Origin of the sequence: Streptomyces sp. NPDC090045, assembly GCF_044747975.1 — a bacterium.
In the GTDB taxonomy this organism is placed as follows: domain Bacteria; phylum Actinomycetota; class Actinomycetes; order Streptomycetales; family Streptomycetaceae; genus Streptomyces.
The window spans coordinates 272,616-293,116 of sequence record NZ_JBIVFA010000010.1; the positions used below are offsets into that span (position 1 = coordinate 272,616).

19 protein-coding genes are annotated in these 20,501 nt (G+C 69.8%); 7 read left to right on the forward strand and 12 right to left on the reverse strand.

Annotation, left to right across the window (positions count from 1 at the left end; all coding sequences use genetic code 11):
- Positions 1–332: 332 nt before the first annotated feature.
- The 6 genes from ACIPYQ_RS26260 to ACIPYQ_RS26285 form a co-directional block, all read right to left on the reverse strand.
- On the reverse strand, positions 333–1,736 hold the full coding sequence (locus ACIPYQ_RS26260) for an 8-oxoguanine deaminase (RefSeq protein WP_361769803.1): 1,404 nt from the start codon (positions 1,734–1,736) through the stop codon (positions 333–335).
- Positions 1,737–1,926: 190 nt separating this feature from the next.
- Positions 1,927–2,850 (reverse strand): factor-independent urate hydroxylase, encoded by a 924-nt coding sequence (gene pucL, locus ACIPYQ_RS26265; protein WP_361769801.1) that lies wholly within the window; start codon positions 2,848–2,850, stop codon positions 1,927–1,929.
- A 1-nt stretch (position 2,851) separates the two neighbouring features.
- Positions 2,852–3,241 carry a hydroxyisourate hydrolase gene (uraH, locus tag ACIPYQ_RS26270; RefSeq protein WP_030390359.1) on the reverse strand — a complete coding sequence of 130 codons (390 nt, stop codon included), beginning with the start codon at positions 3,239–3,241 and terminating at the stop codon, positions 2,852–2,854.
- Between the two features lie 2 nt (positions 3,242–3,243).
- Complete coding sequence (gene uraD, locus ACIPYQ_RS26275) at positions 3,244–3,762, reverse strand: 2-oxo-4-hydroxy-4-carboxy-5-ureidoimidazoline decarboxylase (protein ID WP_401255645.1); 519 nt, start codon at positions 3,760–3,762, stop codon at positions 3,244–3,246.
- A gap of 154 nt (positions 3,763–3,916) precedes the next feature.
- Positions 3,917–4,312: a helix-turn-helix domain-containing protein gene (locus ACIPYQ_RS26280; protein ID WP_361769795.1), complete on the reverse strand. Its 396-nt coding sequence runs from the start codon at positions 4,310–4,312 to the stop codon at positions 3,917–3,919.
- Positions 4,309–4,560 carry a thiamine-binding protein gene (locus ACIPYQ_RS26285; protein ID WP_326587156.1) on the reverse strand — a complete coding sequence of 84 codons (252 nt, stop codon included), beginning with the start codon at positions 4,558–4,560 and terminating at the stop codon, positions 4,309–4,311. The genes ACIPYQ_RS26280 and ACIPYQ_RS26285 overlap by 4 nt, the downstream gene beginning before the upstream one ends.
- 125 nt (positions 4,561–4,685) lie before the next feature.
- On the opposite strand from ACIPYQ_RS26285, the gene ACIPYQ_RS26290 reads away from it, so the two are divergent.
- The 3 genes from ACIPYQ_RS26290 (at position 4,686) to ACIPYQ_RS26300 (ending at position 8,171) form a co-directional block, all read left to right on the forward strand.
- On the forward strand, positions 4,686–5,519 hold the full coding sequence (locus ACIPYQ_RS26290) for a TIM barrel protein (protein WP_361769793.1): 834 nt from the start codon (positions 4,686–4,688) through the stop codon (positions 5,517–5,519).
- Positions 5,520–5,594: 75 nt separating this feature from the next.
- The gene (locus tag ACIPYQ_RS26295; RefSeq protein WP_361769791.1) at positions 5,595–6,485 is read left to right on the forward strand and encodes a 2-hydroxy-3-oxopropionate reductase; all 891 of its coding nucleotides are present in this window, start codon (positions 5,595–5,597) and stop codon (positions 6,483–6,485) included.
- Between the two features lie 228 nt (positions 6,486–6,713).
- The gene (locus tag ACIPYQ_RS26300; protein WP_401255651.1) at positions 6,714–8,171 is read left to right on the forward strand and encodes a catalase; all 1,458 of its coding nucleotides are present in this window, start codon (positions 6,714–6,716) and stop codon (positions 8,169–8,171) included.
- A 441-nt stretch (positions 8,172–8,612) separates the two neighbouring features.
- Here the strand turns inward: ACIPYQ_RS26300 and ACIPYQ_RS26305 are convergent, their stop codons facing one another.
- Together ACIPYQ_RS26305 and ACIPYQ_RS26310 are read right to left on the reverse strand one after the other, a co-directional pair.
- Positions 8,613–9,557 carry a nitrilase-related carbon-nitrogen hydrolase gene (locus ACIPYQ_RS26305; protein WP_401255654.1) on the reverse strand — a complete coding sequence of 315 codons (945 nt, stop codon included), beginning with the start codon at positions 9,555–9,557 and terminating at the stop codon, positions 8,613–8,615.
- Positions 9,554–10,618, reverse strand: a complete 1,065-nt coding sequence (locus tag ACIPYQ_RS26310; protein ID WP_401255657.1) for an agmatine/peptidylarginine deiminase — start codon at positions 10,616–10,618, stop codon at positions 9,554–9,556. The genes ACIPYQ_RS26305 and ACIPYQ_RS26310 overlap by 4 nt, the downstream gene beginning before the upstream one ends.
- Before the next feature lie 167 nt (positions 10,619–10,785).
- Here ACIPYQ_RS26310 and ACIPYQ_RS26315 point away from each other — a divergent pair, with 167 nt between their 5' ends.
- On the forward strand, positions 10,786–11,367 hold the full coding sequence (locus ACIPYQ_RS26315; RefSeq protein WP_401255660.1) for a TetR/AcrR family transcriptional regulator: 582 nt from the start codon (positions 10,786–10,788) through the stop codon (positions 11,365–11,367).
- Positions 11,368–11,467: 100 nt separating this feature from the next.
- Here ACIPYQ_RS26315 and gcl read toward each other — a convergent pair whose 3' ends face one another.
- Complete coding sequence (gene gcl, locus ACIPYQ_RS26320; RefSeq protein ID WP_361769781.1) at positions 11,468–13,255, reverse strand: glyoxylate carboligase; 1,788 nt, start codon at positions 13,253–13,255, stop codon at positions 11,468–11,470.
- Positions 13,256–13,522: 267 nt separating this feature from the next.
- Here gcl and ACIPYQ_RS26325 point away from each other — a divergent pair, with 267 nt between their 5' ends.
- Both ACIPYQ_RS26325 and ACIPYQ_RS26330 read left to right on the forward strand, forming a co-directional pair.
- A complete protein-coding gene (locus tag ACIPYQ_RS26325; RefSeq protein ID WP_401255663.1) occupies positions 13,523–14,467 on the forward strand; it encodes a hypothetical protein in 945 nt (314 codons plus the stop codon).
- 116 nt (positions 14,468–14,583) lie between these two features.
- The gene (locus tag ACIPYQ_RS26330) at positions 14,584–15,072 is read left to right on the forward strand and encodes a glutathione peroxidase (RefSeq protein WP_401255665.1); all 489 of its coding nucleotides are present in this window, start codon (positions 14,584–14,586) and stop codon (positions 15,070–15,072) included.
- Between the two features lie 141 nt (positions 15,073–15,213).
- Here the strand turns inward: ACIPYQ_RS26330 and ACIPYQ_RS26335 are convergent, their stop codons facing one another.
- From ACIPYQ_RS26335 to ACIPYQ_RS26345, 3 genes are all read right to left on the reverse strand, one after another.
- Positions 15,214–16,905 (reverse strand): AMP-binding protein, encoded by a 1,692-nt coding sequence (locus ACIPYQ_RS26335; RefSeq protein ID WP_401255667.1) that lies wholly within the window; start codon positions 16,903–16,905, stop codon positions 15,214–15,216.
- A gap of 105 nt (positions 16,906–17,010) precedes the next feature.
- Entirely contained in the window at positions 17,011–17,604 is a 594-nt protein-coding gene (locus tag ACIPYQ_RS26340) for an O-methyltransferase (protein WP_401255670.1), read from the reverse strand.
- Positions 17,605–17,702: 98 nt separating this feature from the next.
- Complete coding sequence (locus ACIPYQ_RS26345; protein ID WP_401255673.1) at positions 17,703–18,821, reverse strand: winged helix DNA-binding domain-containing protein; 1,119 nt, start codon at positions 18,819–18,821, stop codon at positions 17,703–17,705.
- A gap of 179 nt (positions 18,822–19,000) precedes the next feature.
- Here ACIPYQ_RS26345 and ACIPYQ_RS26350 point away from each other — a divergent pair, with 179 nt between their 5' ends.
- A complete protein-coding gene (locus ACIPYQ_RS26350) occupies positions 19,001–20,170 on the forward strand; it encodes a magnesium and cobalt transport protein CorA (RefSeq protein WP_401255675.1) in 1,170 nt (389 codons plus the stop codon).
- Positions 20,171–20,501 lie beyond the last annotated feature (331 nt).

The following is a 20,501-nucleotide window of genomic DNA, read 5'->3' on the forward strand; positions in this document are numbered from 1 at the left end:
ATGGAGGTGGTGCGAAAGGAGTGCGAGTCGAGCCTGTATGGAGTTGTGGGTGGTGCGACTACGTGTCCCAAGGGGTGCAGAAACGATTCGCCCAAAAACCGGTTCCGCGCTGTTCTTCCAGCCGCGGGGCTGGAGGTGCCGTGGCCATGGCGCGAAGCGCGCGCGGCAGCACAAGTGGCACGAGTCACCGCTCCCGGGGGCGCCCTCGGATTTCCTCAGGCGCTACCCGGGAACGGCTGCCACGGACCCCGCTCGGGTCCGCGGCCGCCGGCCGGGGGCCGTCCCCCCCGGCCGGACTTCTGGGGTACCTCCCAGCGGTGGCTGGGGGAGGGTCAGGCCTGCGCGGAGATCCGCGCGAGGCGCTGGGCCTCTTCCCGGGTGGACACCGCGATGGCGTCCTCGTCCGCGAAGAGGAGGCGGTTGTTCTCGACGATCTGCTTGCCGTTGACGAACGAGGCGGTCACCGGGGCGGCCGCACCGAAGACCAGCGCGGTGACCGGGTCGGCGATCGAGGAGTGCAGGAAGGTGCTCAGGTTCCACAGCACCAGGTCGGCGCACTTGCCGACCTCCAGCGAGCCGATGTTGTCGGCGCGGCCGAGGACCTGGGCGCCGCCGTACGTACCGAGGCGCAGGGCCTGGCGCGCGTTCAGGGCGCGCTCGCGGTGGACCGGGTTCAGGCGGTTGATGAGGAGCGCGTTGCGCAGCTCGGTGTGCAGCTCACCGGACTCGTTGGAGGCGGTGCCGTCCACGCCGAGGCCGACCGGGACACCGGCGGCGAGCATGTCCGGGACGCGGGCGATGCCGGCGGCCAGACGGGCGTTGGAGGACGGGCAGTGCGCGACACCGGTCTTGGTGCGGGCGAACGCGGCGATGTCGGAGTCGTTCATGTGGACGCTGTGCGCCATCCACACGTCCTCGCCGAGCCAGCCGGTCGACTCGAAGTAGTCGGTCGGGCCCATGCCGAACAGTTCCTTGCAGAACTGCTCTTCCTCGACGGTCTCGGAGCCGTGCGTGTGCATGCGCACGCCCAGGCGGCGGGCCAGCTCGGCGCCCTGCTTCAGCAGCTCGGTGGAGACCGAGAAGGGGGAGCACGGGGCGACGGCGACCTGGGTCATCGCGTCGAAGGAGGCGTCGTGGTACTTCTTCACGGTCGCCTCGGTGTCGGCGAGCGCACCCTCGAGGGTCTCGACGGCGTGGTCCGGCGGCAGGCCGCCGTCCTTCTCGCTGCGGTCCATCGAGCCGCGGGCGAGGGTGAACCGTACGCCCATCTCGGAGGCGGCGCGGATGATCGAGCCGGAGAGGTCGCCGGAGCCCTTGGGGTAGACGTAGTGGTGGTCCATCGCGGTGGTGACGCCACCCTTGGCCATCGCGGCGAGGGAGCCCTGCGCGGCCGTGTACGTCATCTGCTCGTCGATGCGCGCCCACGTCGGGTACAGCGCGACCAGCCAGTTGAAGAGGTTGTGGTCGGTGGCCAGGCCACGCGTGATCCACTGGTAGAAGTGGTGGTGCGTGTTGACCAGACCGGGGGTCACGAGGTGCCCGGTGCCGTCGATGCGGCGTACGACGTTCTCGAGGTTCTCGGGGGCTTTGCCCGCACCGATCGACTCGATCTTGTTGCCGGCGACGACGATGTGACCCGAGGCGTACTCGGTGTCGTTCGCGTCGACCGTCGCGATCGCACAGTTCTCGATGACGATGCGCTCGACCGCGCTGTCAGGGGCTGCCGATGCTGCCATGGGACTTCCTCGTGCTTTCAGTGGCGGTATGGGCACGGCAAGGCCCAGGAGATTTGAGTGCCGGAGCCGGGGGCCTTGACAGCTGACAGTACTGCCGCCCCGAGGTGTGCGTCCGGGTGCCGATTCAGGAAGCTGAAGTGTGTCGCGCGGTCCCGGGGCCACTGCGGAGCCCCGGGACGCGCGTGCCGCGTCAGAGGTTGGTCATGTCCACGGGGATACGGGCGTCAACGCCGTCCCGGAGAACAGTGGCCTCGATCAGACCGTACGGGCGGTCCGCGGCGAAGTAGACCTCGTTGTCGTTCTTGAGGCCGAAGGGCTCAAGGTCCACGAGGAAGTGGTGCTTGTTCGGGAGCGAGAAGCGGACCTCGTCGATCTCCGAACGGTGGTTGATGATGCGCGAACCCATCTGGTACAGGGTCTGCTGCAGCGACAGGGAGTAGGTCTCCGCGAAGGCCTGGAGCATGTGCTTCCGGGTCTCGGCGTAGGACTTCTCCCAGTTCGGCATCCGCTGGTCGTCGTCCGACCAGCTGAAGCGCCAGCGGGCCGACACCTGGGTGGCGAGGATGCGGTCGTACGCTTCCTTCAGGGTCGTGTACTTGTCCTTCACGTAACCCCAGAACTCGGAGTTCGTGGAGTTCATGACGACGAGGTCCTTGAGGCCGGAGATGACCTCCCAGTTCTTGCCGTCGTACGTGATCTGGGTGACCCGGGTCTCGCCGCCCTCGCGGACGAACGAGTGGTTCACCTCGTCGGAGCCGATGAACTTCGAGTTGGCGTCCGAGGTGGCGATCCGGGACCAGGCGTACTCCTCGATCCGGATGCGCGCCTTCTGGATCGGCTCCTGGCTGTTGACGAACCAGCGCGCCAGGTGGATGCCGAACTGCTCGGCGGACTCGATGCCGTACTCCTTGGCGAACGCGTACACCGTGTTCTTGGTGGTGTCCGTCGGCAGGACGTTGGCGTTCGAGCCGGAGTAGTGGACGTCGTCCATGTCGCCGGAGAGAGCGACCGAGACGTTCAGGTCCTTGATGTGGTGCGTGTCGCCGTCCCGCGTGATCTTGACGACGCGGTTCTCTGCTTTGCCGTACTGGTTCTGGCCCAGAATCGTGGCCATGCTAGCTCCCTCGGTAAACGGAGTAGCCGAACGGGTTGAGCAGCAGCGGTACGTGGTAGTGCTCGCCCGGGTTCACCGCGAAGGTGATGGTGACCTCGGGGAAGAACGCACCGCTGTCCCTTACGCGGGGGGCGTCCTGCTGCGCCTCGGCTTGCTTCTTCTCGAAGTACGTCTCGGTCTCGAAGTCGAGACGCACGTGTGTGGTGCCCTCCGGCAGCGCCGGCAGGTCCTTGCAGCGCCCGTCCGCATCGGTGGCGGAGCCGCCCAGGGCCGCCCACTCGCCGTCCAGACCCGTACGGGCCGACAGGGAGATGGCGACGCCCTCGGCGGGCTTGCCGATGCTGGTGTCCAGGATGTGCGTGGACACCGACGCGGTGGTCTCGGTGCTCATGGTCACTCTCCTTCTTCTGCGAGTTCGACGAGGCGGGTCAGGCGGATCTTGTTGATCTTGACGAGCTCGCCGCGGGCGATTTCCCGCTCCTGCTCCGGCGAGTTGTCGATCCGGACCTTGACCGCGTCCCGCATGAACTCACCGGTCGCACCGGTGGCGCAGATGAGGAAGACGTGGCCGAACTTGTCCTGGTACGCCAGGTTCAGTTCGAGGAGCTCGTTCTTGAGCTCCTCCGAGGCACCGGCCATGCCGCGCTGCTCGCGGGCGGAGGTCGGGTCTCCCGGCTTCGGCCGGCCGATCGGCGCGTGGCCTCCCATCGCTTCGCCCAGGTCCTCCGCGGTGAGCTCCGCCATGGCGGCTTCGTTCGCGGCGAACAGGGACTCTGCGGTGGCGAAGGGGCGCTGGGCGAGCAGCTTGCTCCCCCACGCCGAACTGGCGCACACCTCGTGCAGCTCGGCCGTGGCCGCGCTGTCGTCCAAGGTGTTGAACCGGGTGAGACCCGGGGTCGGACTCGAAGTCACGGTAGGCCTCCGTGGCCTGTTGTTGCTTTGACGGGCTGCGCATAGCTAACGCTCTCGACAACACGGCGTCAACACTTTGTTGAAACTTCCCGTACACAAAAGCCGCCGCCCGGGTGAATTGGGCGGCGGCTCATCACTGCGGGTCAGCAGTCTTTCACTCTTGGCTGCTCTTGGCGCTGCCTTTGGGGCCGGAATCCCGGTTCAGGTAGTTGTAGACCGTGAAGCGGCTCACCCCCAGGGCGCTCGCGACCGTTTCCACGCCGTGCCGCACGGAGAAGGCGCCCCGCGCCTCCAGTATCCGCACCACGTCCTGCTTGGACTTCCGGTCGAGCTGCGACAACGGTACGCCGTGCCGGCGCTCCAGGGCCGCCAGGATGTGGTCCAGCGAATCCGAGAGCTGCGGCAGGCGCACGGCCAGCAGGTCCTGGCCCTCCCAGCTGAGCACGACGTCGTCGGGCTGCGCCAGGGCCGGGTCCATCAGCTCGCCGCCCATGGCGTCCACCAGCGGCTTGACCGCGGTGACGAAGGGGTGGTCGCGGGGCTCGGTCATGGGGTGTCCTCCCCGATCACGTTGACCTGGAGCGAGACGCGCGTGGCTCCGGCCTCCAGGGAATCGCGCAGCAGCGCGCCCACCGCCGCCAGCACCCGGTCGGCCTCGCCCTCGGCGGTGTTGCCGAACGGACCGACGTCCACCGCGTCCAGCTGGGCCTTCTGGATGACCTCACGCGCGGCCACGGCATGGGCAGGAGCCTCTTCGAGGTCGAAGGGCTCGGTCGTGAACTCCACTCTCAATCGCACGCGGTCAAGCTACCCCGCGCTCTCGATTTTCCGGCAGTCCGTACTTGACATCCGGGACAAGCCCGATGCAGTCTTCCATCAAGCAGAAACTAACTTCCGCAATACGGAAGGAGCGCACACCCCTCATGGGATACACGGACCAGCGCTTCGATGTAAACCTTTCGATCCTCTTCACGGAACTCCCGCTCCTGGAGCGCCCCGCGGCTGCCGCCGCGGCGGGCTTCACGGCGGTCGAGCTGTGGTGGCCCTGGATCGAGACCCCCACCCCCGCACAGGAGGAGCTCGACGCCCTCAAGCAGGCTCTTGAGGACGCCGGCACCCAGCTGGTGGGCCTGAACTTCTACGCCGGCCAGCTGCCGGGCCCGGACCGCGGTGCGGTCTCGGTTCCCGGTGAGGAGTCGGAGCGCTTCAACGCCAACATCAACGTGGCCGCCGATTTCGCGGCCTCGGTCGGCTGCAAGGCACTGAACGCCCTGTACGGCAACCGCGTCGAAGGCGTGGACCCGGCCGTGCAGGACGAGCTCGCACTGAAGAACCTGGTCGTGGCGGCTCAGGCCGCGGACCGCGTCGGCGCGATCCTCCTGATCGAGACCCTCAACAAGCCCGAGTCGCCGCTCTACCCGCTGGTGAGCGCCCCGGCCGGCATCGAGGTAGTGGACAAGGTGAACGAGGCCACCGGCCTCGGCAACGCCAAGTTCCTGCTCGACCTGTACCACCTGGCGATGAACGATGAGGACCTCTCCGAGGTCATCGAAAAGTACGCCGCCAAGACCGGGCACGTCCAGATCGCGGACAAGCCCGGACGAGGTGCCCCGGGCACCGGCGAGCTGCCCCTCGAGGAGCTGCTCGACCAGCTGAAGAAGGCCGGATACGAGGGCTACGTAGGCCTGGAGTACAAGGCCGCCGACGCTGCCGCGTCCTTCGCATGGCTGCCGGCCGAGGCCCGCGCCGCGAAGTAGGCGGACAAAGTCCAGGCGATCAGCCAGGCACGTCACGAACTTTTCGTACAAAGCATTAAGAGAAGGACCCTCATCATGAGCAACCTCCCCAAGATCGCGTGGATCGGTCTCGGCATCATGGGCTCCCCCATGGCCGAGAACCTGCTGAAGGCCGGCTACTCGGTCACCGGCTTCACCCTGGAGCAGGACAAGCTGGACCGCCTGGCCGCCGCCGGCGGCTCCGCGGCCGGCTCGATCGCCGAGGCCGTCAAGGACGCCGACGTCATCATCACGATGGTGCCCGCCTCCCCGCAGGTCGAGGCCATCTCCTACGGTGAGAACGGCATCCTCGAGAACGCCAAGTCCGGCGCGCTGATCATCGACATGTCGTCGATCACCCCACAGACCTCGATCGACCTCGCGAAGAACGCCGCCGCCAAGGGCATCCGCGTCATCGACGCCCCGGTGTCCGGCGGCGAGGCCGGCGCCATCGAGGCCGTCCTGTCGATCATGGTGGGTGGCGAGCAGGCCGACTTCGACGAGGCCCTGCCGGTCCTCGAGGCCCTCGGCAAGGTCATCGTCCTGTGCGGCCCGCACGGCTCCGGCCAGACGGTGAAGGCCGCCAACCAGCTCATCGTCGCGGTGAACATCCAGGCGTGCGCCGAGGCCGTCGTCTTCCTCGAGAAGTCGGGCGTCAACCTCGAAGCCGCTCTGGACGTGCTCAACGGCGGTCTGGCCGGCTCCACGGTCCTGACCCGCAAGAAGGCCAACTTCCTGAACCGCGACTTCAAGCCCGGTTTCCGGATCGACCTGCACCACAAGGACATGGGCATCGTCACCGACGCCGCCCGCAACGTCGGTGCGGCGCTCCCGGTCGGCGCGGTCGTCGCCCAGCTGGTCGCCTCGCTGCGCGCCCAGGGTGACGGCGGCCTGGACCACTCCGCCCTGCTCCGTGCGGTCGAGCGCCTCTCCGGCGCTCAGATCTGAGCCCGCGGCCCGCATCCCGGGCCGCACCTCCCCCTGACGGGGGCCCGAGTCTCCGGATGGCGCCGGCGCTGACACCTGTCCTGTCGCGCCCAAGCGCCGGTGCCGTCCGGATCACCTCTCTTCAACTTCGTTCAACAAACTGTTGACGTTTAGTTCTCGCCGAAATTAGGCTGTTCCGCATGACGGAAGACGCTTTCCGTCAGCAGTTACCCCGTACGGAAGGTCACCATGTCGAAGCGCACGCTGACGACCGAGTCCGGCGCCCCGGTCGCCGACAATCAGAACTCCGCCACCGCCGGCGTCGGTGGCCCGCTCCTGGTCCAGGACCAGCAGCTCCTGGAGAAGCTCGCCCGCTTCAACCGCGAGCGCATCCCGGAGCGCGTGGTGCACGCCCGCGGCTCGGCGGCGTACGGCTACTTCGAGGTGACCGACGACGTCACCGCGTACACCAGCGCGGCGTTCCTGAACACGGTCGGCAAGAAGACCGAGACCTTCCTGCGGTTCTCCACCGTCGCCGACTCGCTGGGCGGCGCGGACGCGGTCCGCGACCCGCGCGGCTTCGCGCTCAAGTTCTACACCGAAGAGGGCAACTACGACCTCGTCGGCAACAACACCCCGGTGTTCTTCATCAAGGACCCGATCAAGTTCCCCGACTTCATCCACTCCCAGAAGCGCGACCCCTTCACGGGCAAGCAGGAGCCGGACAACGTCTGGGACTTCTGGGCGCACGCCCCCGAGGCGACGCACCAGATCACCTGGCTGATGGGTGACCGCGGCATCCCGGCGTCCTACCGCCACATGAACGGCTACGGCTCCCACACGTACCAGTGGACCAACGAGTCGGGCGAGGCCTTCTTCGTCAAGTACCACTTCAAGACGAACCAGGGCATCCGCTGCCTGTCGGGCGAGCAGGCCGCCGAGCTCGTCGGCAAGGACGCGAACTCGCACCAGACCGACCTGCTCCAGGCCATCGAGCGCGGTGTGAACCCCTCGTGGACCCTGTACGTGCAGATCATGCCCGCCGCCGAGGCCGCGGACTACCGCTTCAACCCGTTCGACCTCACCAAGGTGTGGCCGCACAGCGACTACCCGCTGCAGCGCGTGGGCCGCCTGGTCCTCGACCGCAACCCGGACAACGTCTTCGCCGAGGTCGAGCAGTCCGCCTTCTCCCCGAACAACTTCGTCCCGGGCATCACCGCCTCGCCGGACAAGATGCTCCAGGGCCGCCTCTTCGCGTACGCCGACGCCCAGCGCTACCGCCTCGGTGTGAACCACACCGTGCTTCCGGTCAACGCCCCGAAGGCGACGAAGGCCGACAACTACGGCCGCGACGGTGTCATGGCGCTGCGCAACGGCTCGCGCCACGACAAGAACTACGAGCCCAACTCGTACCAGGGTCCGGCCGAGACCGGTCTGGCGCTGGGCGCCCCGAAGGCCGTCTCCGGCTACACGGGCACCCACGAGGCCCCGGCCCACACCAAGGACGACGACTTCTTCCAGGCCGGCGAGCTCTACCGCCTGATGTCGGAGGCCGAGAAGCAGCGTCTGGTGGCGAACATCGCCGGCGGCCTGTCTCAGGTCACCCTCGAGGACGTCATCGAGAAGAACCTGGCTCACTTCCACGCCGCCGACGCCGACTACGGCCGTCGCGTCGAGGAGGCCGTGCGCGCCCTGCGCGACGCCTGAGCCGCACAGCTGTACCGGGGGCCTGACGGGAGGTCAGGCCCCGGGTGCTGAGCCCGACCCGTGGACCCGGATGAGGGGTGGTACGCGGCGAGGGCAGGACGAGGACCGTGGCGGGCGTGCGAGCCAGTGCGGTGGTAATGGGTTCCGAGGCCCGTCTCTTGACCTGAGGGAGACGAAGCCGGAGTTCTCGTCGCCGACCGCCACGGTCCCAGCCAATCCTCTGCGTACAGGGGCTACGCACAGAGCCCCCTGCACGCGGAGGAACCCACCTCCCCCCTATACCCCGCCCGGCGGTGCGAACGTCCTGTCGCGCCAGCCTCGTACCGTCGGGCGGTAACAAACCAGAGCGCCGAGTCACGGACGGTCCCGTGACTCGGCGCTTTGCCGTTCCCGCCTTCCGGCCCTGTGGGCCTGTCGCCGTGCGGTCGTACGGCCTCCCGGCTACTTCCGGTGCTGCGCGAGGGGCTCGGTGAGCCGGCCGTAGAGCTCGGGGCGGCGGGTCTGCAGCAGGCCGAACTCCAGCCAGTCGCGGCGCTGGTCGAGGTCGAGGTCGGCGACGAGGACGGCGGGCCGGTCGCGGGGTGCGCGCAGCATGACCCGGCCGTAGGGGTCGGAGATGAAGGAGGAGCCGTAGAAGGCCGAGCGGCCCTCGGTTCCGGTGCGGTTGGGCACGATCATGAAGAGCGCGTTGGCGAGGCCGTTGGCGCTGATGGCGTGTTCCCACATCGGCCGGGTGTCGAAGTCCGGCAGGCCCACCTCGGAGCCGATGGCGGTGGGGTGGACGAGGATCTCGGCGCCGTTCAGGGCGTAGGCGCGGGCGAGTTCGGGGAACCACTCGTCCCAGCAGGTGGGGAAGCCGAAGCGGGCGCCCTGGTGCGAGACGACCGGGAAGCCGCTGTCGCCGGGGCGGAAGCAGAGGTCCTCGCGGTAGCCGGGGAAGGCGGGGATGTGGTTCTTGCGGGTCCGGGCGATCAGCTTGCCGTCGGCGCCCACGCAGACGGCGGTGTTGTACCCGAGGCCGCCGTCCTCGGCGCGTTCGTAGAGCGAGGCGTGCACGGTGATGCCGAGGCCGGTGGCGAGCTCGGCGGCCAGGTGGACGGTCGGGCCGTCCTCCACGTCTTCGAGGTGGCGGGCGGCGCCGTGCGCCATCGGGTCGTCGGTGGTGCAGAAGTACGGGCTGCGGGTGAGCTCGGGGAGGCAGACCACGGTGGCTCCCTCGGCGGCGGCCAGGGCCACGCCCTCGCGGAGCCGGTCGTCGTGCTCGTTCTCGTCGGCGTACCAGCGCATCTGGACGAGGCCGACGCGCAGGGGGACGCGCTCGGCGGGCTCGGTGCGGGCCGGGGAGCCGAGCGGGGAGCCGTAGGAGGTGAGGAGTGCGTAGCTCATGCCGTCAGGTCCTTGCGCTCCGTGGGGAGTTGCTGGGTGATGCAGTGGATGCCGCCGCCGCCGTACGCGAGGACCGGAGTCGGTACGCCGACCACCTTGCGGCCGGGGAGTGCGGAGGCGAGGACGGCGAGGGCCGCCTCGTCCTCCGGGCCCCCGCCGACGGGGACCACGCAGCCGCCGTTGGGGAGGTAGAAGTTGAGGTAGCCCACCTCGACGGGGGTGCCCTCGACCTCCCCGTGGGTGGTCTGCGGGAGGGCGACGATCTCCAGGGCGCGGCCGCGGGCGTCGGTGGAGGCCTCCAGGACGGCGAGGTTGGCGCGCATCCGGGCGTAGTCGGGGTGGGCGGGGTCCTCGGGGAGGGAGACGACCACCTTGGCGGGGGCGACGTAGGCGGCGACCCCGTCCACGTGGCCGTCGGTCTCGGTGTCCTCCAGGCCGCCGTAGGGCAGCCAGATGACCTTCTCGACGCCGAGGCGGCGCTTCAGCTCGTCCTCGATGTCGGCGCGGCTCATGCGCGGGTTGCGGTTGGTGTGCAGCAGGCACTGCTCGGTGGTGATGAGGGTGCCCTCGCCGTCGACGGTGATGGCACCGCCTTCGAGGATCATGGAGGAGTGGACGCGGGGGGTGCGGAGCCGGTCCAGGAGGAGCGAGGCGAGCTTGTCGTCGGCGGTCCAGGGGTAGTGCTTCTCCCCCCAGGCGTTGAAGCGGAAGTCGACGCCGACCCGGTCGCCGTGCTCGTCGTAGGCGAAGATCGGGCCGGAGTCGCGCAGCCAGGAGTCGTCGGCCGGCAGTTCGACGACCTCGATGCCGTGGCCGCCGTCGGCGTCGCTCGCGGCGGATCCGCCGCACGCGGCGCGGGCCTCGTCGGCCAGGCCGGGCGCGGCGATCATGATCACGGGCTCGAAGCCGGCGATGGCGCGGGCCACGGCCGCGTACTCGCGCTTGGCCGCCTCGAAGGCCGGCCCCCACAGGGCGGCGCGGGTCGGCCAGACCATCAGACAGGCCTCGTGCGGGGCCCACTCGGCGGGCATGCGCGGACGGCGCGGAGTCTGCGGACTCATCGGGGTGCTCCTTCGGTGCGGGGCGGGACGGGACAACGAAATCATTGACTGAATTTTCAGTCAGGATCGAAGAGACTGAAAATCGAGTCAGGGTGTCGGGTTGAAGCTATCGTGGGACCTGACTGAAAGGTCAGTCAAGGGTTTCCGACCGGAAGGTGCGAGCGAGAGTGGCCGATCGCCAGGCGTTGATCTTGGAAGCAGCCGTACGCGTCATCGCGCGCAACGGCGTCAGAGGACTGCGCGTCGAGGAACTGGCGGCCGAGGCGGGGGTCTCCACCGCGCTGATCTACTACCACTTCAAGGACCGTGCCGGCCTGGTCCAGCGCACCCTCGCCTTCATCAGCGACCGCGCCACCGGCTACACCGACGAGGCCCTCAAGGACACCGAGGACGCCCGCGCCGTCCTGCTGCAGCTGCTGCTGAGCGAGCTCCAGGACACTCCCCGGGTCCGCGAGAACAGCACCGCCTGGGGCGAGCTGCGGGCCAGCGCCATCTTCGACGCCGACCTGCGCGCGACCCTGGCCGAGTCCACCCGCTCCTGGTCCCAGGACACCGCGGAGGCCATCTCGGACGCCCAGGCGGCCGGCCTCGCCGATCTGCGCGTCACGCCGCTGGACGCCGCCGAGCGGCTCACCGCCCTGGTGGAGGGCCTCAGCGAGCGCTGGCTGAGCGGCTCCCTGTCCCTGGAACGGGCCCGCGAGCTGCTGACCGGCGCGGTGGACGCGGAGCTCGGCCCCGTCCCCGCGTAGCGGTCGGCCCCCGGCCCCCGGCACGCCCCTGGGACGCGGAACGACCCCCGCTCCTCCTGACGGAGGGGCGGGGGTCGCCGGGTACTGCGCGGGTCGCCGATCAGACCTGGAGGGCCTTGATCGCGGTCGGGGCGTGGCCCGGCTCGGTCGCGAGCTCTTCGAACTCGGTGACGTCGCTCATGTCGACCGTCTTGCTCATCGCGATGTTGGTGATGCGCTCCAGGATCGCCTCGACGACGACCGGGACCTGGAACTCCTGGGCCAGCTTCTTGGCCTCCTCGAAGGCCTCGCCCAGCTTGTCCGGGTCGGTGACGCGGATGGCCTTGACGCCCAGGCCCTCGGCGACCTTGACGTGGTCGACGCCGTAGACGCCCAGCTCGGGGGTGTTGATGTTCTCGAACTCGAGGTTGACCTCGAAGTTGATGCCCAGGCCGCCCTGCGCCTGACGGATCAGACCGAGGTAGGCGTTGTTCACGAGGACGTGGACGTAGGGGACCTTGTGCTGGGCGGCGACCGCCAGCTCCTCGATCATGAACTGGAAGTCGTAGTCGCCCGAGAGCGCGACGATCGGGGTCTCCGGCTCCGCGGTGGCGGCACCGATGGCGGCCGGAATGGTCCAGCCGAGCGGGCCCGCCTGGCCGCAGTTGATCCAGTTGCGCGGCCGGTAGACGTGCAGGAACTGCGCGGCGGCGATCTGGGAGAGACCGATGGTGGTGACGTAGCGGGTCTCGGGGCCGAAGGCCTTGTTCATCTCCTCGTAGACGCGCTGCGGCTTCAGGGGGATGTTGTCGAAGTGCGTACGGCGCTGCAGGGTGGCCTTGCGCTCCTGCGCCGAGGCGGCCCAGGCGGAGAAGTCGGGCAGCTTGCCCTCGGCCTTGAGCTCCTTGGCGATCTCGATGAAGAGCTCCAGCGCGGCCTTGGCGTCGGAGGCGATGCCGAAGTCCGGGGCGAAGATCTTGCCGAGCTGGGTCGGCTCGATGTCGACGTGGACGAACTTGCGGCCCTTGGTGTACGCCTCGAGGTTGTAGCCGGTGTGACGGTTGGCCCAGCGGTTGCCGATGCCGAAGACGAAGTCCGACTCCAGGAACGTCGCGTTGCCGTAGCGGTGGGCGGTCTGCACACCGACCATGCCGGCGGCCAGCTCGTGGTCGTCCGGGATGGTGCCCCAGCCCATCAGGGTGGAGATGACCGGGACGTTGACGAGCTCGGCGAACTCGACCAGCAGGTCGGAGGCGTCGGCGTTGATGATGCCGCCACCGGCGACGATCAGCGGGCGCTCCGACTCCAGCAGGAACTGCAGGGCCTTGGCGGCCTGGGCGCGGGTGGCCTGCGGCTTGTAGACCGGCAGCGGCGCGTAGGTGGCCGGGTCGAACTCGATCTCGGTCAGCTGGACGTCGATCGGGAGGTCGATCAGGACCGGGCCCGGACGGCCGGAGCGCATCAGGTGGAAGGCCTCCTGGAACACGCCGGGGACCTGCGCGGCCTCCAGGACGGTCGTGGCCTTCTTGGTGACGGGCTTGGCGATCGAGGCGATGTCGACGGCCTGGAAGTCCTCCTTGTGGAGCTTCGAGACCGGAGCCTGACCGGTGATGCACAGGATCGGGATCGAGTCCGCGATCGCGGAGTACAGGCCGGTGATCATGTCGGTGCCGGCCGGGCCCGAGGTACCGATGCAGACACCGATGTTGCCCGCCTTGGCCCGCGTGTAGCCCTCGGCCATGTGCGAGGCGCCCTCGACGTGGCGGGCCAGCGTGTGAGCGATACCGCCCACGTTCTTGAGCTCGCGGTAGAACGGGTTGATCGCAGCACCGGGCACGCCGAACGCTTGTTCGACACCCTCGAGCTTGAGGATCTCAACTGCAGCGGCGGCGGCTGTCATACGAGGCATCAGGTTCTCCTGCGGGTCTGGCGGTCAGGCTTTTCCGTAATCCGGAAGTTTTGTTCTGCTATACGGAACAAGCTAAGCGGCGCCTTCGTCGACGTCAAGGCGGTAGGGGACCCCGGAACCCACCAAAAGCCGCGTCTTGCTCGGTGAGTTGTACAAATGACCGATGAGGCGACCCGAATCCCCCGGAAATGGCGTGCGCCCTCGCCCCGGCGGTCGCCGGTGGTGGAGCATGGACCTACGCACAGCGACGGAGGGGGTCCAGGTCTCATGGCGGAAGCGGTACCGGTGCGCTGCCCGGCGTGCCTGCGCGACAACGGCTACACCGCGCCGGTCTTCCCCTGCGCCTGCGGAAGCCCGGTGCATCCCCCGCTGGACCTGGCCGCGCCGCCGGTGCCGCTGACCCATCGCACCTGGTCGGACAGCTGGGTGGCGGTGCGGTGCACGGCCTGCGGGCGGGAGAGCGAGTGGCCGCAGCCCGAGCTGGGATGCGGCTCGTGCGGGACGGTGGTGCGGATCCCGGTGCACCCGATGGAGCGGCCCGTGCCGGACTCCGGGGACGGGACCGGTGTGCACGACGAGCCCGGGCCGGGGCAGGCCGGCGGCGGGGTACGGAGGGACGGCGCGGGGCCCGGTACGCGGCCGGCCGCGGGTACGGGGCCTGGCGCGGGCACGGGGCGGCCCGGCCCTGACGACCGCGGCCGGTCCGGCCCCCGGCCGGATCCGCGCGACGCGGGGCCCGGGGCCGATCCCGACGGCAGGGGGTCCGCCGACCGTCCTGCCGCCGGGCCGCCTGCCGCCGGACTGCCTGCGCACACGCCGCTGCCGCGGCCGGCCTTCCGGCCGGTGACCATCCGTACGGCTCGCGACGCGGTGGCCACGGCCGCGCTGTACCTGCGCTGGCTCGGTTTCCAGGACGTACGGCAGCCCGACGCGCGCCCGATCCCCTCGGCGGCCGTGGACCTCCGGGCACCGGGGCTGGTCGCCCAAGTGGACCCGACCACCGCACCGGCCGGGCTGCGGGCGGTGGAGTGCGTCTGGCTGAACGGACTCACAGCTTCCGCGACCAGCGTCTACTTCGCCCTCGCCGGGTACACGGAGGACGCCCGCACCCGCGCGGACGATCTCGGGATACCGCTGTTCGTCATGGACCTCACCGGCATGCCGCAGCCGGTCAACGACCCGGCGGACGAGCTGGTCGGATCGGGCGCCTAGGGGTCGGCGTGATCCGCAGGAGGGGCGCTTAAGCTCGTAGGCGTTACGTGCCCAGTTCCTTACCGCCTGGCGGCCGCTTGCCGCCGGCCGCCGCCCTTCCTGCCGAGGAGAGCCCGATGAGCCTGTACGACATCCCGCTGACCACCCTGTCCGACGAGCCCACGAGCCTGGCGGCGTACAAGGGCAAGGCGATCCTCCTGGTGAACACCGCCTCCCAGTGCGGGCTCACCCCGCAGTACTCGGGGCTGGCCCGTCTGCAGTTCAAGTACGAGGAGAAGGGCTTCACGGTCATCGGCGTGCCCTGCAACCAGTTCGGCGAGCAGGAGCCCGGCAACGCCGAGGACATCCAGACGTTCTGCGCGGCCGGTTTCGGCGTCACCTTCCCGATCCTGGAGAAGTCCGAGGTCAACGGCGAGAACCGGCACCCGCTGTACCAGGAGCTGGTGAACACCCCGGACGCGGACGGCGAGGCGGGGGACATCCAGTGGAACTTCGAGAAGTTCCTGATCTCCCCCGCCGGCGAGGTCGTCGCGCGCTTCCGCCCGCGTACCGAGCCCGAGGCCCCGGAGGTCGTCGCCGCGATCGAGGCGCACCTCCCGGCGTAAGGCCTCCTCGCCCGCAGGTTCCAGTACGGGGTCGGGTTCCGGCACGGGGTCGGGTTCCCGTACGGGGTCGGATTCCGGCACGCGGTCGGATTCCCGTGCGGGCCGCTGCGCGGGCCGCGCGGCTGCCCGTACCAGCGCGGCTCAGCCCAGGTCGGCCTCGTCGTACTCCCCCGTCGAGCCGGCCGCGGTGAGCTCCCGCAGCTCGACCCGGCGGATCTTGCCGGACACGGTCTTCGGGAGCTCGCCGAACTCGATGCGGCGGATCCGCTTGTACGGGGACAGCACCGCGCGGGAGTGCTCGAACAGCACCCGGGCCGTCTCCGGCCCGGGCTCCCAGCCGCCCGCGAGCGTGACGTACGCCTTCGGGACCGCCAGCCGCAGCGCGTCGGGGGCCGGTACGACGGCGGCCTCGGCGACCGCCTCGTGCTCCAGCAGGGCGCTCTCCAGCTCGAACGGGCTGATCTTGTAGTCGGAGGCCTTGAAGACGTCGTCGGAGCGCCCGACATAGGTGAGGTACCCGTCGGCGTCGCGCGCGGCGATGTCGCCGGTGCGGTAGAGCCCGTCCGCCATGGCCTCGGCGGTGCGCTCCGGGTCGTCGCGGTAGCCGGTCGTCACGCCGGCGGGCCGGGCCCGCAGGTTCACACAGATTTCCCCCTCGTCCGGGGACTCCTTTCCGGTGACGGGGTCCACCAGGACGATCTCGTATCCGGGCGCCGGGCGGCCCATGGAGCCGGGCTTGACGGGCACCCCGGGGAAGTTGCCGACCTGGAGGGTGGTCTCGGTCTGGCCGAAGCCGTCGCGGATGGTGACGCCCCAGGCCTCGCGGACCTTCTCGATGACCTCCGGGTTGAGCGGCTCGCCTGCGGCGACGGCCTCGCGCGGGGGTGTGGCCAGCTTGGTGAGGTCGGACTGGATCAGCATCCGCCACACGGTGGGCGGGGCGCAGAAGGTGGTCACGCCGTGCCGGTCCATCTCGGCCATCAGCCGCTCCGGGTCGAAGCGGGTGTAGTTGTGGACGAAGACGGTGGCGCCGGCGTTCCAGGGGGCGAAGAGGTTGGACCAGGCGTGCTTGGCCCAGCCGGGCGAGGCGATGTTGAGGTGCACGTCGCCGGGGCGCAGGCCGAGCCAGTACATGGTGGAGAGGTGCCCGATGGGGTACGAGGCGTGCGTGTGCTCGACGAGCTTGGGGCGGTCGGTGGTGCCGGAGGTGAAGTACAGCATCAGCGGGTCGGTGGCGAGGGTCTCCGCTCCGGGGGTGAAGGCGGTGTCCGCGCTCCCCATGTCCGCGAGCCGGCGCCAGCCCGCCGGGATCTGCCGCCCGGCGGCGATCCGGGTGTAGCCGCCCGGTACCTCGTCGAACTTGGCCGTGTCCTCGGCGCGCGCGATCACGTGGCGTACGAGGCCGCGCTCGACCCGGTCGCGCAGATCGGCCGGGCCGAGCAGGGGGGTGGCGGGGATGACGACGGCGCGCAGCTTCATCGCGCCGAGCATGACCTCCCACAGCTCGCGCTGGTTGCCGAGCATGACGAGGATCCGGTCGCCCGGCGCGACGCCCTGCTCGCGCAGCCAGTTGGCGGCCGCGCCGGAGCGGGCGGCCAGCTCGGCGAAGGTGAGCGCCTCGCTGGTGCCGTCCTCCTCGACGATGCGCAGGGCGTCGGCGCCGTTCCCGGCGGCGATGTGGTCGAACCAGTCCAGGGCCCAGTTGAAGCGGCGGGGGCGGGGCCAGGTGAATCCGGTGTGGGCGGCCTCGTAGTCACCGCGGCGCTCCAGCAGGAAGTCCCGCGCGGCGAGGAACTGGGCGGTGGCGCTGTTCTGCGTACTTTCGGTCGTCATGGCAGGTATCGTGCCGCGTCCGCTGCACGGACCACCAGTGCGACGCCCGGCGGGAGTTGACGGCCGACCAGGCGATGGCCGGAACGCACACATGAGCCGACCGGATCACCACCTGGCGGCTGGCGCCGTGCGCACGGCCATGAGGAGGCCGCTCGCCCAGGCCATGCGGACGGTACGGAAGTCCGCCCGCTCTTCGAGCTCGGTCAGCAGGCGCCGGACCGCGGTGCCGTGCCCCTCCGGCCAGCCGGGCTGCGGGACGAGGTCGTCGATCAGGTAGGTCCCGCCGGGGGCCACGAGCGCCAGGGTCCGTTCCAGGTGGGTGAACTTGCCGGGCCAGGTGTCCGCGAAGACCAGGTCGAACCCTTCCCCGTCGTACTCCTCCAGCCACGCGCCGCCGTCCGCCGCCACGAAGGCCACCCGCGGATCGGAACGGAACTGCTCGCGGGCGACCTTCTGCACGGCCTCGTCCAGTTCGACGGTGACCAGCCGGGAGGCTGCGTCCATCCCGCTGAGGAGCCAGGCGGTTCCTGCGCCCACGCCCGTGCCGAGTTCGAGGATGCGGCCGCCGGGGCGGGTGGCCGCGAGGAGGGCCAGCAGGCTGCCGGTGCGCTCCTCGCAGGAACGGGTGAAGCCGGCCCTGCGCGCCGCGGCGCGCAGGGCGGGCAGGGAGTCCGGGATCCGTGTCGGCATGTCGTCCATCCCGGGATCATGCGGCCGGCGCACGAACCGTACAACTCCTTTTGCACTGAGCCCGGTTACCCGGTTACCCGGTTACCCGGTTACCCGGTTACCGGGTTTCACGCGTGGCGCGTCGCCCCGAACCGCACGGATGCCCCGGCGCCGCCTCGCACTCCGCCCTCCCCCATATCGGCGATCACCCGCTCCCCTTCGGCGACGATCTCTTCCTCCTGCGCCTTCGAGACCCGGCCGAACAGCTCGACGGTGAGCACCGTCCCCTCCAGCTTCCACAGCCCGGCGACGAACCCGTCGACCAGCAGGGTGCAGTGGGCCTGGTTCCCGGTCCAGGTGCGGCCCTTGGTCTCGGGGGCGACCACGCGGGTGCGGTCGGCGTGCGAGAGGAGGAGGTTGTCGAACTCCGGGAGGAAGCGGGGCGGCGCCGGGGTCTCCGGGTCGGGGCGGGGCGCGTCGGGGAGGTCGAAGAGCTCGACGCCGTTCTCGTCCCGGAAGACGGCGAGGCCGGGCCGCAGCCGCTCAAAGGCCTCGCGCAGCCGGGTCAGTCCGGCCCAGATCTGCATGTCCTTGACGGAGGCGGGCCCGAAGGCGGCGAGGTAGCGCAGTACGACGTCGTCGACGGGCTGCGCCTCCCCGGCGGGCCGGCCGAGCCAGTTCTCGGCGGTGGTGAGCCGGACCTGCCCACTGCTCCCCCACACGCCGCGCGGGGTGACCTGGACCAGCGGCAGCCGGCAGCGCGCGGCGACGGACAGGGACTGCGGGTCGGCGTCGGGCCACTCGCGGAGCAGCTCCTCGCGGATCTCGCCCATGGTGCGCGGCGCGCTCTCGACGAAGCCGCGGGCCCGTTCCGCCAGCCGGTCCAGGTCCACTCCCACGAGCCCCTTGCGGAAGTAGTTGACCTCCCGGTCGCGGGCGGGCTGGACGAGGGGCCTCAGCGTCAGGGCGTCGTGGGCGGTGTGCGTGTGGATCGTCGACCGCATGGTGACCATCCGGACCACCTCGCGGGACTCCATGAGCCCGGCCAGTTCGGCGGGCCGGAAGCCGGTGAGGCGGGCGTGGAGCTGGAAGTAGGGCGGCTTGACGTTCTGGGCCTGCAGTCCGAGCAGGTGGGTGACGGCGCCCTCCGCGGACATCTCGGCGCGGCTGAGCAGCAGCTGGCGGGCGAGCGTGGCACGGTTCAGGGCGCGGGTGCCGAGTACGGGATGCGTCGTCGTGGAGGCCATGACAACAAACTAACCCCCCTTGCGGACGCTCTCTGTCCGCAACTCCAGGCTGCAACTCCTGTTCGCAACTCCGGGCCGAAACCCACCTCGAACCGGCCCCCCTCACCCCGTGCCGCCGTTTTCCCCCGATACCCTGCCCCTTGCCCGCAATGAACACCCGTCACGAGAGCTGACCTGCGATGTCGGAGCGCCCAGACCGCCGCCCCTCGCCGCCACCCGGCGGGAAGCGCCCGCCCTGGCGCCGCGCCGCCACCCCGGCCGCCGCACCCCCGGCGGGCCCGCCGGCCGCACCGCAGCCCGCACCGCAGACCCCCACTCCCCCGAACCACCGCAGTGTGATCGACTCGGCCGTCTACCGCGACGGCCGCCGGGTCGCCTCCCCCACCACCCTGGCCGAGACCTTCCGGAAGCTGCGCGAGGAGCCCGACGGGATGGCCTGGATCGGCCTCCACCGGCCCACGGAACCCGAACTCCACTCCCTGGCCGCCGAGTTCAACCTTCACGAACTCGCCGTCGAGGACGCCCTGGAGGCTCACCAGCGCCCCAAGCTGGAGCGTTACGGCGACACCCTCTTCGTCGTCCTGCGCGCCGCCCGCTACCTCGACGTCCAGGAGGAGGTCGACTTCAGCGAGCTCCACATCTTCGTCGGCCCGGACTTCCTGATCACGGTCCGCCACGGCGGCGCCCCGGACCTCTCCTCCGTCCGCCGCCGCATGGAGGAGAACCCGGACCTCCTCTCGCTCGGCCCGGAAGCCGCCCTGTACGCCATCCTCGACGCGGTGGTCGACGGCTACGCCCCCGTCGTCGAGGGCGTCCAGACCGACATCGACGAGATCGAGACGGAGGTCTTCCGCGGCGACCCGGCGGTCTCCCGCCGCATCTACGAACTCTCCCGCGAAATGGTCGAGTTCCAACGCGCCACCCGCCCCCTGGTCGGCATGCTCCACAACCTGATGGCCGGCTTCGCGAAGTACGGCACGGACGAGGAACTCCAGCGCTACCTCCGCGACGTCGCCGACCACGTCACGCACACGAGCGAACGCGTGGACGGCTTCCGCCAGGCCCTCACGGAAATCCTGACGGTCAACGCCACCCTGGTCTCCCAACAGCAAAACGCCGAAATGCGCGCCCTCGCCGAAGCCGGCTTCGAACAGAACGAGGAGATCAAGAAGATCTCTTCGTGGGCCGCCATTTTGTTTGCACCCACGTTGGTGGGAACGATCTACGGCATGAACTTCGAAGACATGCCAGAACTAAAGTGGGCGGGCGGCTACCCCTTCGCAATCCTGCTGATGGCAGTGGTCTGTGTAAGTCTGTACGTCATCTTCAAAAAGCGCGACTGGCTGTAGAGAGTCGGTAAGAACCCCTGGCCAAATTCGCTATAGCGAACGCATCCGAGAGGTTGATCCGGGGGCCTGGGGAGAATCTGGGGAGAATGCGCGGCGCTGGGGGGGAGCATGCCATCGGCCCCAGACCAGCCACTCCGGACCCGCTCACCCGGCCGACTAGCCCTGCCATACCGGCGCAGCCCGTCACAGAGAGTGCGGTAATCCGTCGGTCAGCGTCTGAGGCCGCTTTGGCGATGCCCTTGTGGTGCGGGCCTCATCGTGGATGGGAGACCGCCGGTCTTGGCGACAGGTCCTCGTCCTGCCCGTTCGGGGGACGGGTGTCCGACCCTCC

Coding starts and splice junctions, on each gene's coding strand:
- ACIPYQ_RS26260 (WP_361769803.1), bottom strand. CDS start 1,736: ATGGCAGCATCGGCAGCCCCTGACAGCGCGGTCGAGCGCATCGTCATC.
- pucL (WP_361769801.1), bottom strand. CDS start 2,850: ATGGCCACGATTCTGGGCCAGAACCAGTACGGCAAAGCAGAGAACCGC.
- uraH (WP_030390359.1), bottom strand. CDS start 3,241: ATGAGCACCGAGACCACCGCGTCGGTGTCCACGCACATCCTGGACACC.
- ACIPYQ_RS26280 (WP_361769795.1), bottom strand. CDS start 4,312: ATGACCGAGCCCCGCGACCACCCCTTCGTCACCGCGGTCAAGCCGCTG.
- ACIPYQ_RS26290 (WP_361769793.1), top strand. CDS start 4,686: ATGGGATACACGGACCAGCGCTTCGATGTAAACCTTTCGATCCTCTTC.
- ACIPYQ_RS26295 (WP_361769791.1), top strand. CDS start 5,595: ATGAGCAACCTCCCCAAGATCGCGTGGATCGGTCTCGGCATCATGGGC.
- ACIPYQ_RS26300 (WP_401255651.1), top strand. CDS start 6,714: ATGTCGAAGCGCACGCTGACGACCGAGTCCGGCGCCCCGGTCGCCGAC.
- ACIPYQ_RS26305 (WP_401255654.1), bottom strand. CDS start 9,557: ATGAGCTACGCACTCCTCACCTCCTACGGCTCCCCGCTCGGCTCCCCG.
- ACIPYQ_RS26310 (WP_401255657.1), bottom strand. CDS start 10,618: ATGAGTCCGCAGACTCCGCGCCGTCCGCGCATGCCCGCCGAGTGGGCC.
- gcl (WP_361769781.1), bottom strand. CDS start 13,255: ATGCCTCGTATGACAGCCGCCGCCGCTGCAGTTGAGATCCTCAAGCTC.
- ACIPYQ_RS26325 (WP_401255663.1), top strand. CDS start 13,523: ATGGCGGAAGCGGTACCGGTGCGCTGCCCGGCGTGCCTGCGCGACAAC.
- ACIPYQ_RS26330 (WP_401255665.1), top strand. CDS start 14,584: ATGAGCCTGTACGACATCCCGCTGACCACCCTGTCCGACGAGCCCACG.
- ACIPYQ_RS26335 (WP_401255667.1), bottom strand. CDS start 16,905: ATGACGACCGAAAGTACGCAGAACAGCGCCACCGCCCAGTTCCTCGCC.
- ACIPYQ_RS26340 (WP_401255670.1), bottom strand. CDS start 17,604: ATGGACGACATGCCGACACGGATCCCGGACTCCCTGCCCGCCCTGCGC.
- ACIPYQ_RS26345 (WP_401255673.1), bottom strand. CDS start 18,821: ATGGCCTCCACGACGACGCATCCCGTACTCGGCACCCGCGCCCTGAAC.
- ACIPYQ_RS26350 (WP_401255675.1), top strand. CDS start 19,001: ATGTCGGAGCGCCCAGACCGCCGCCCCTCGCCGCCACCCGGCGGGAAG.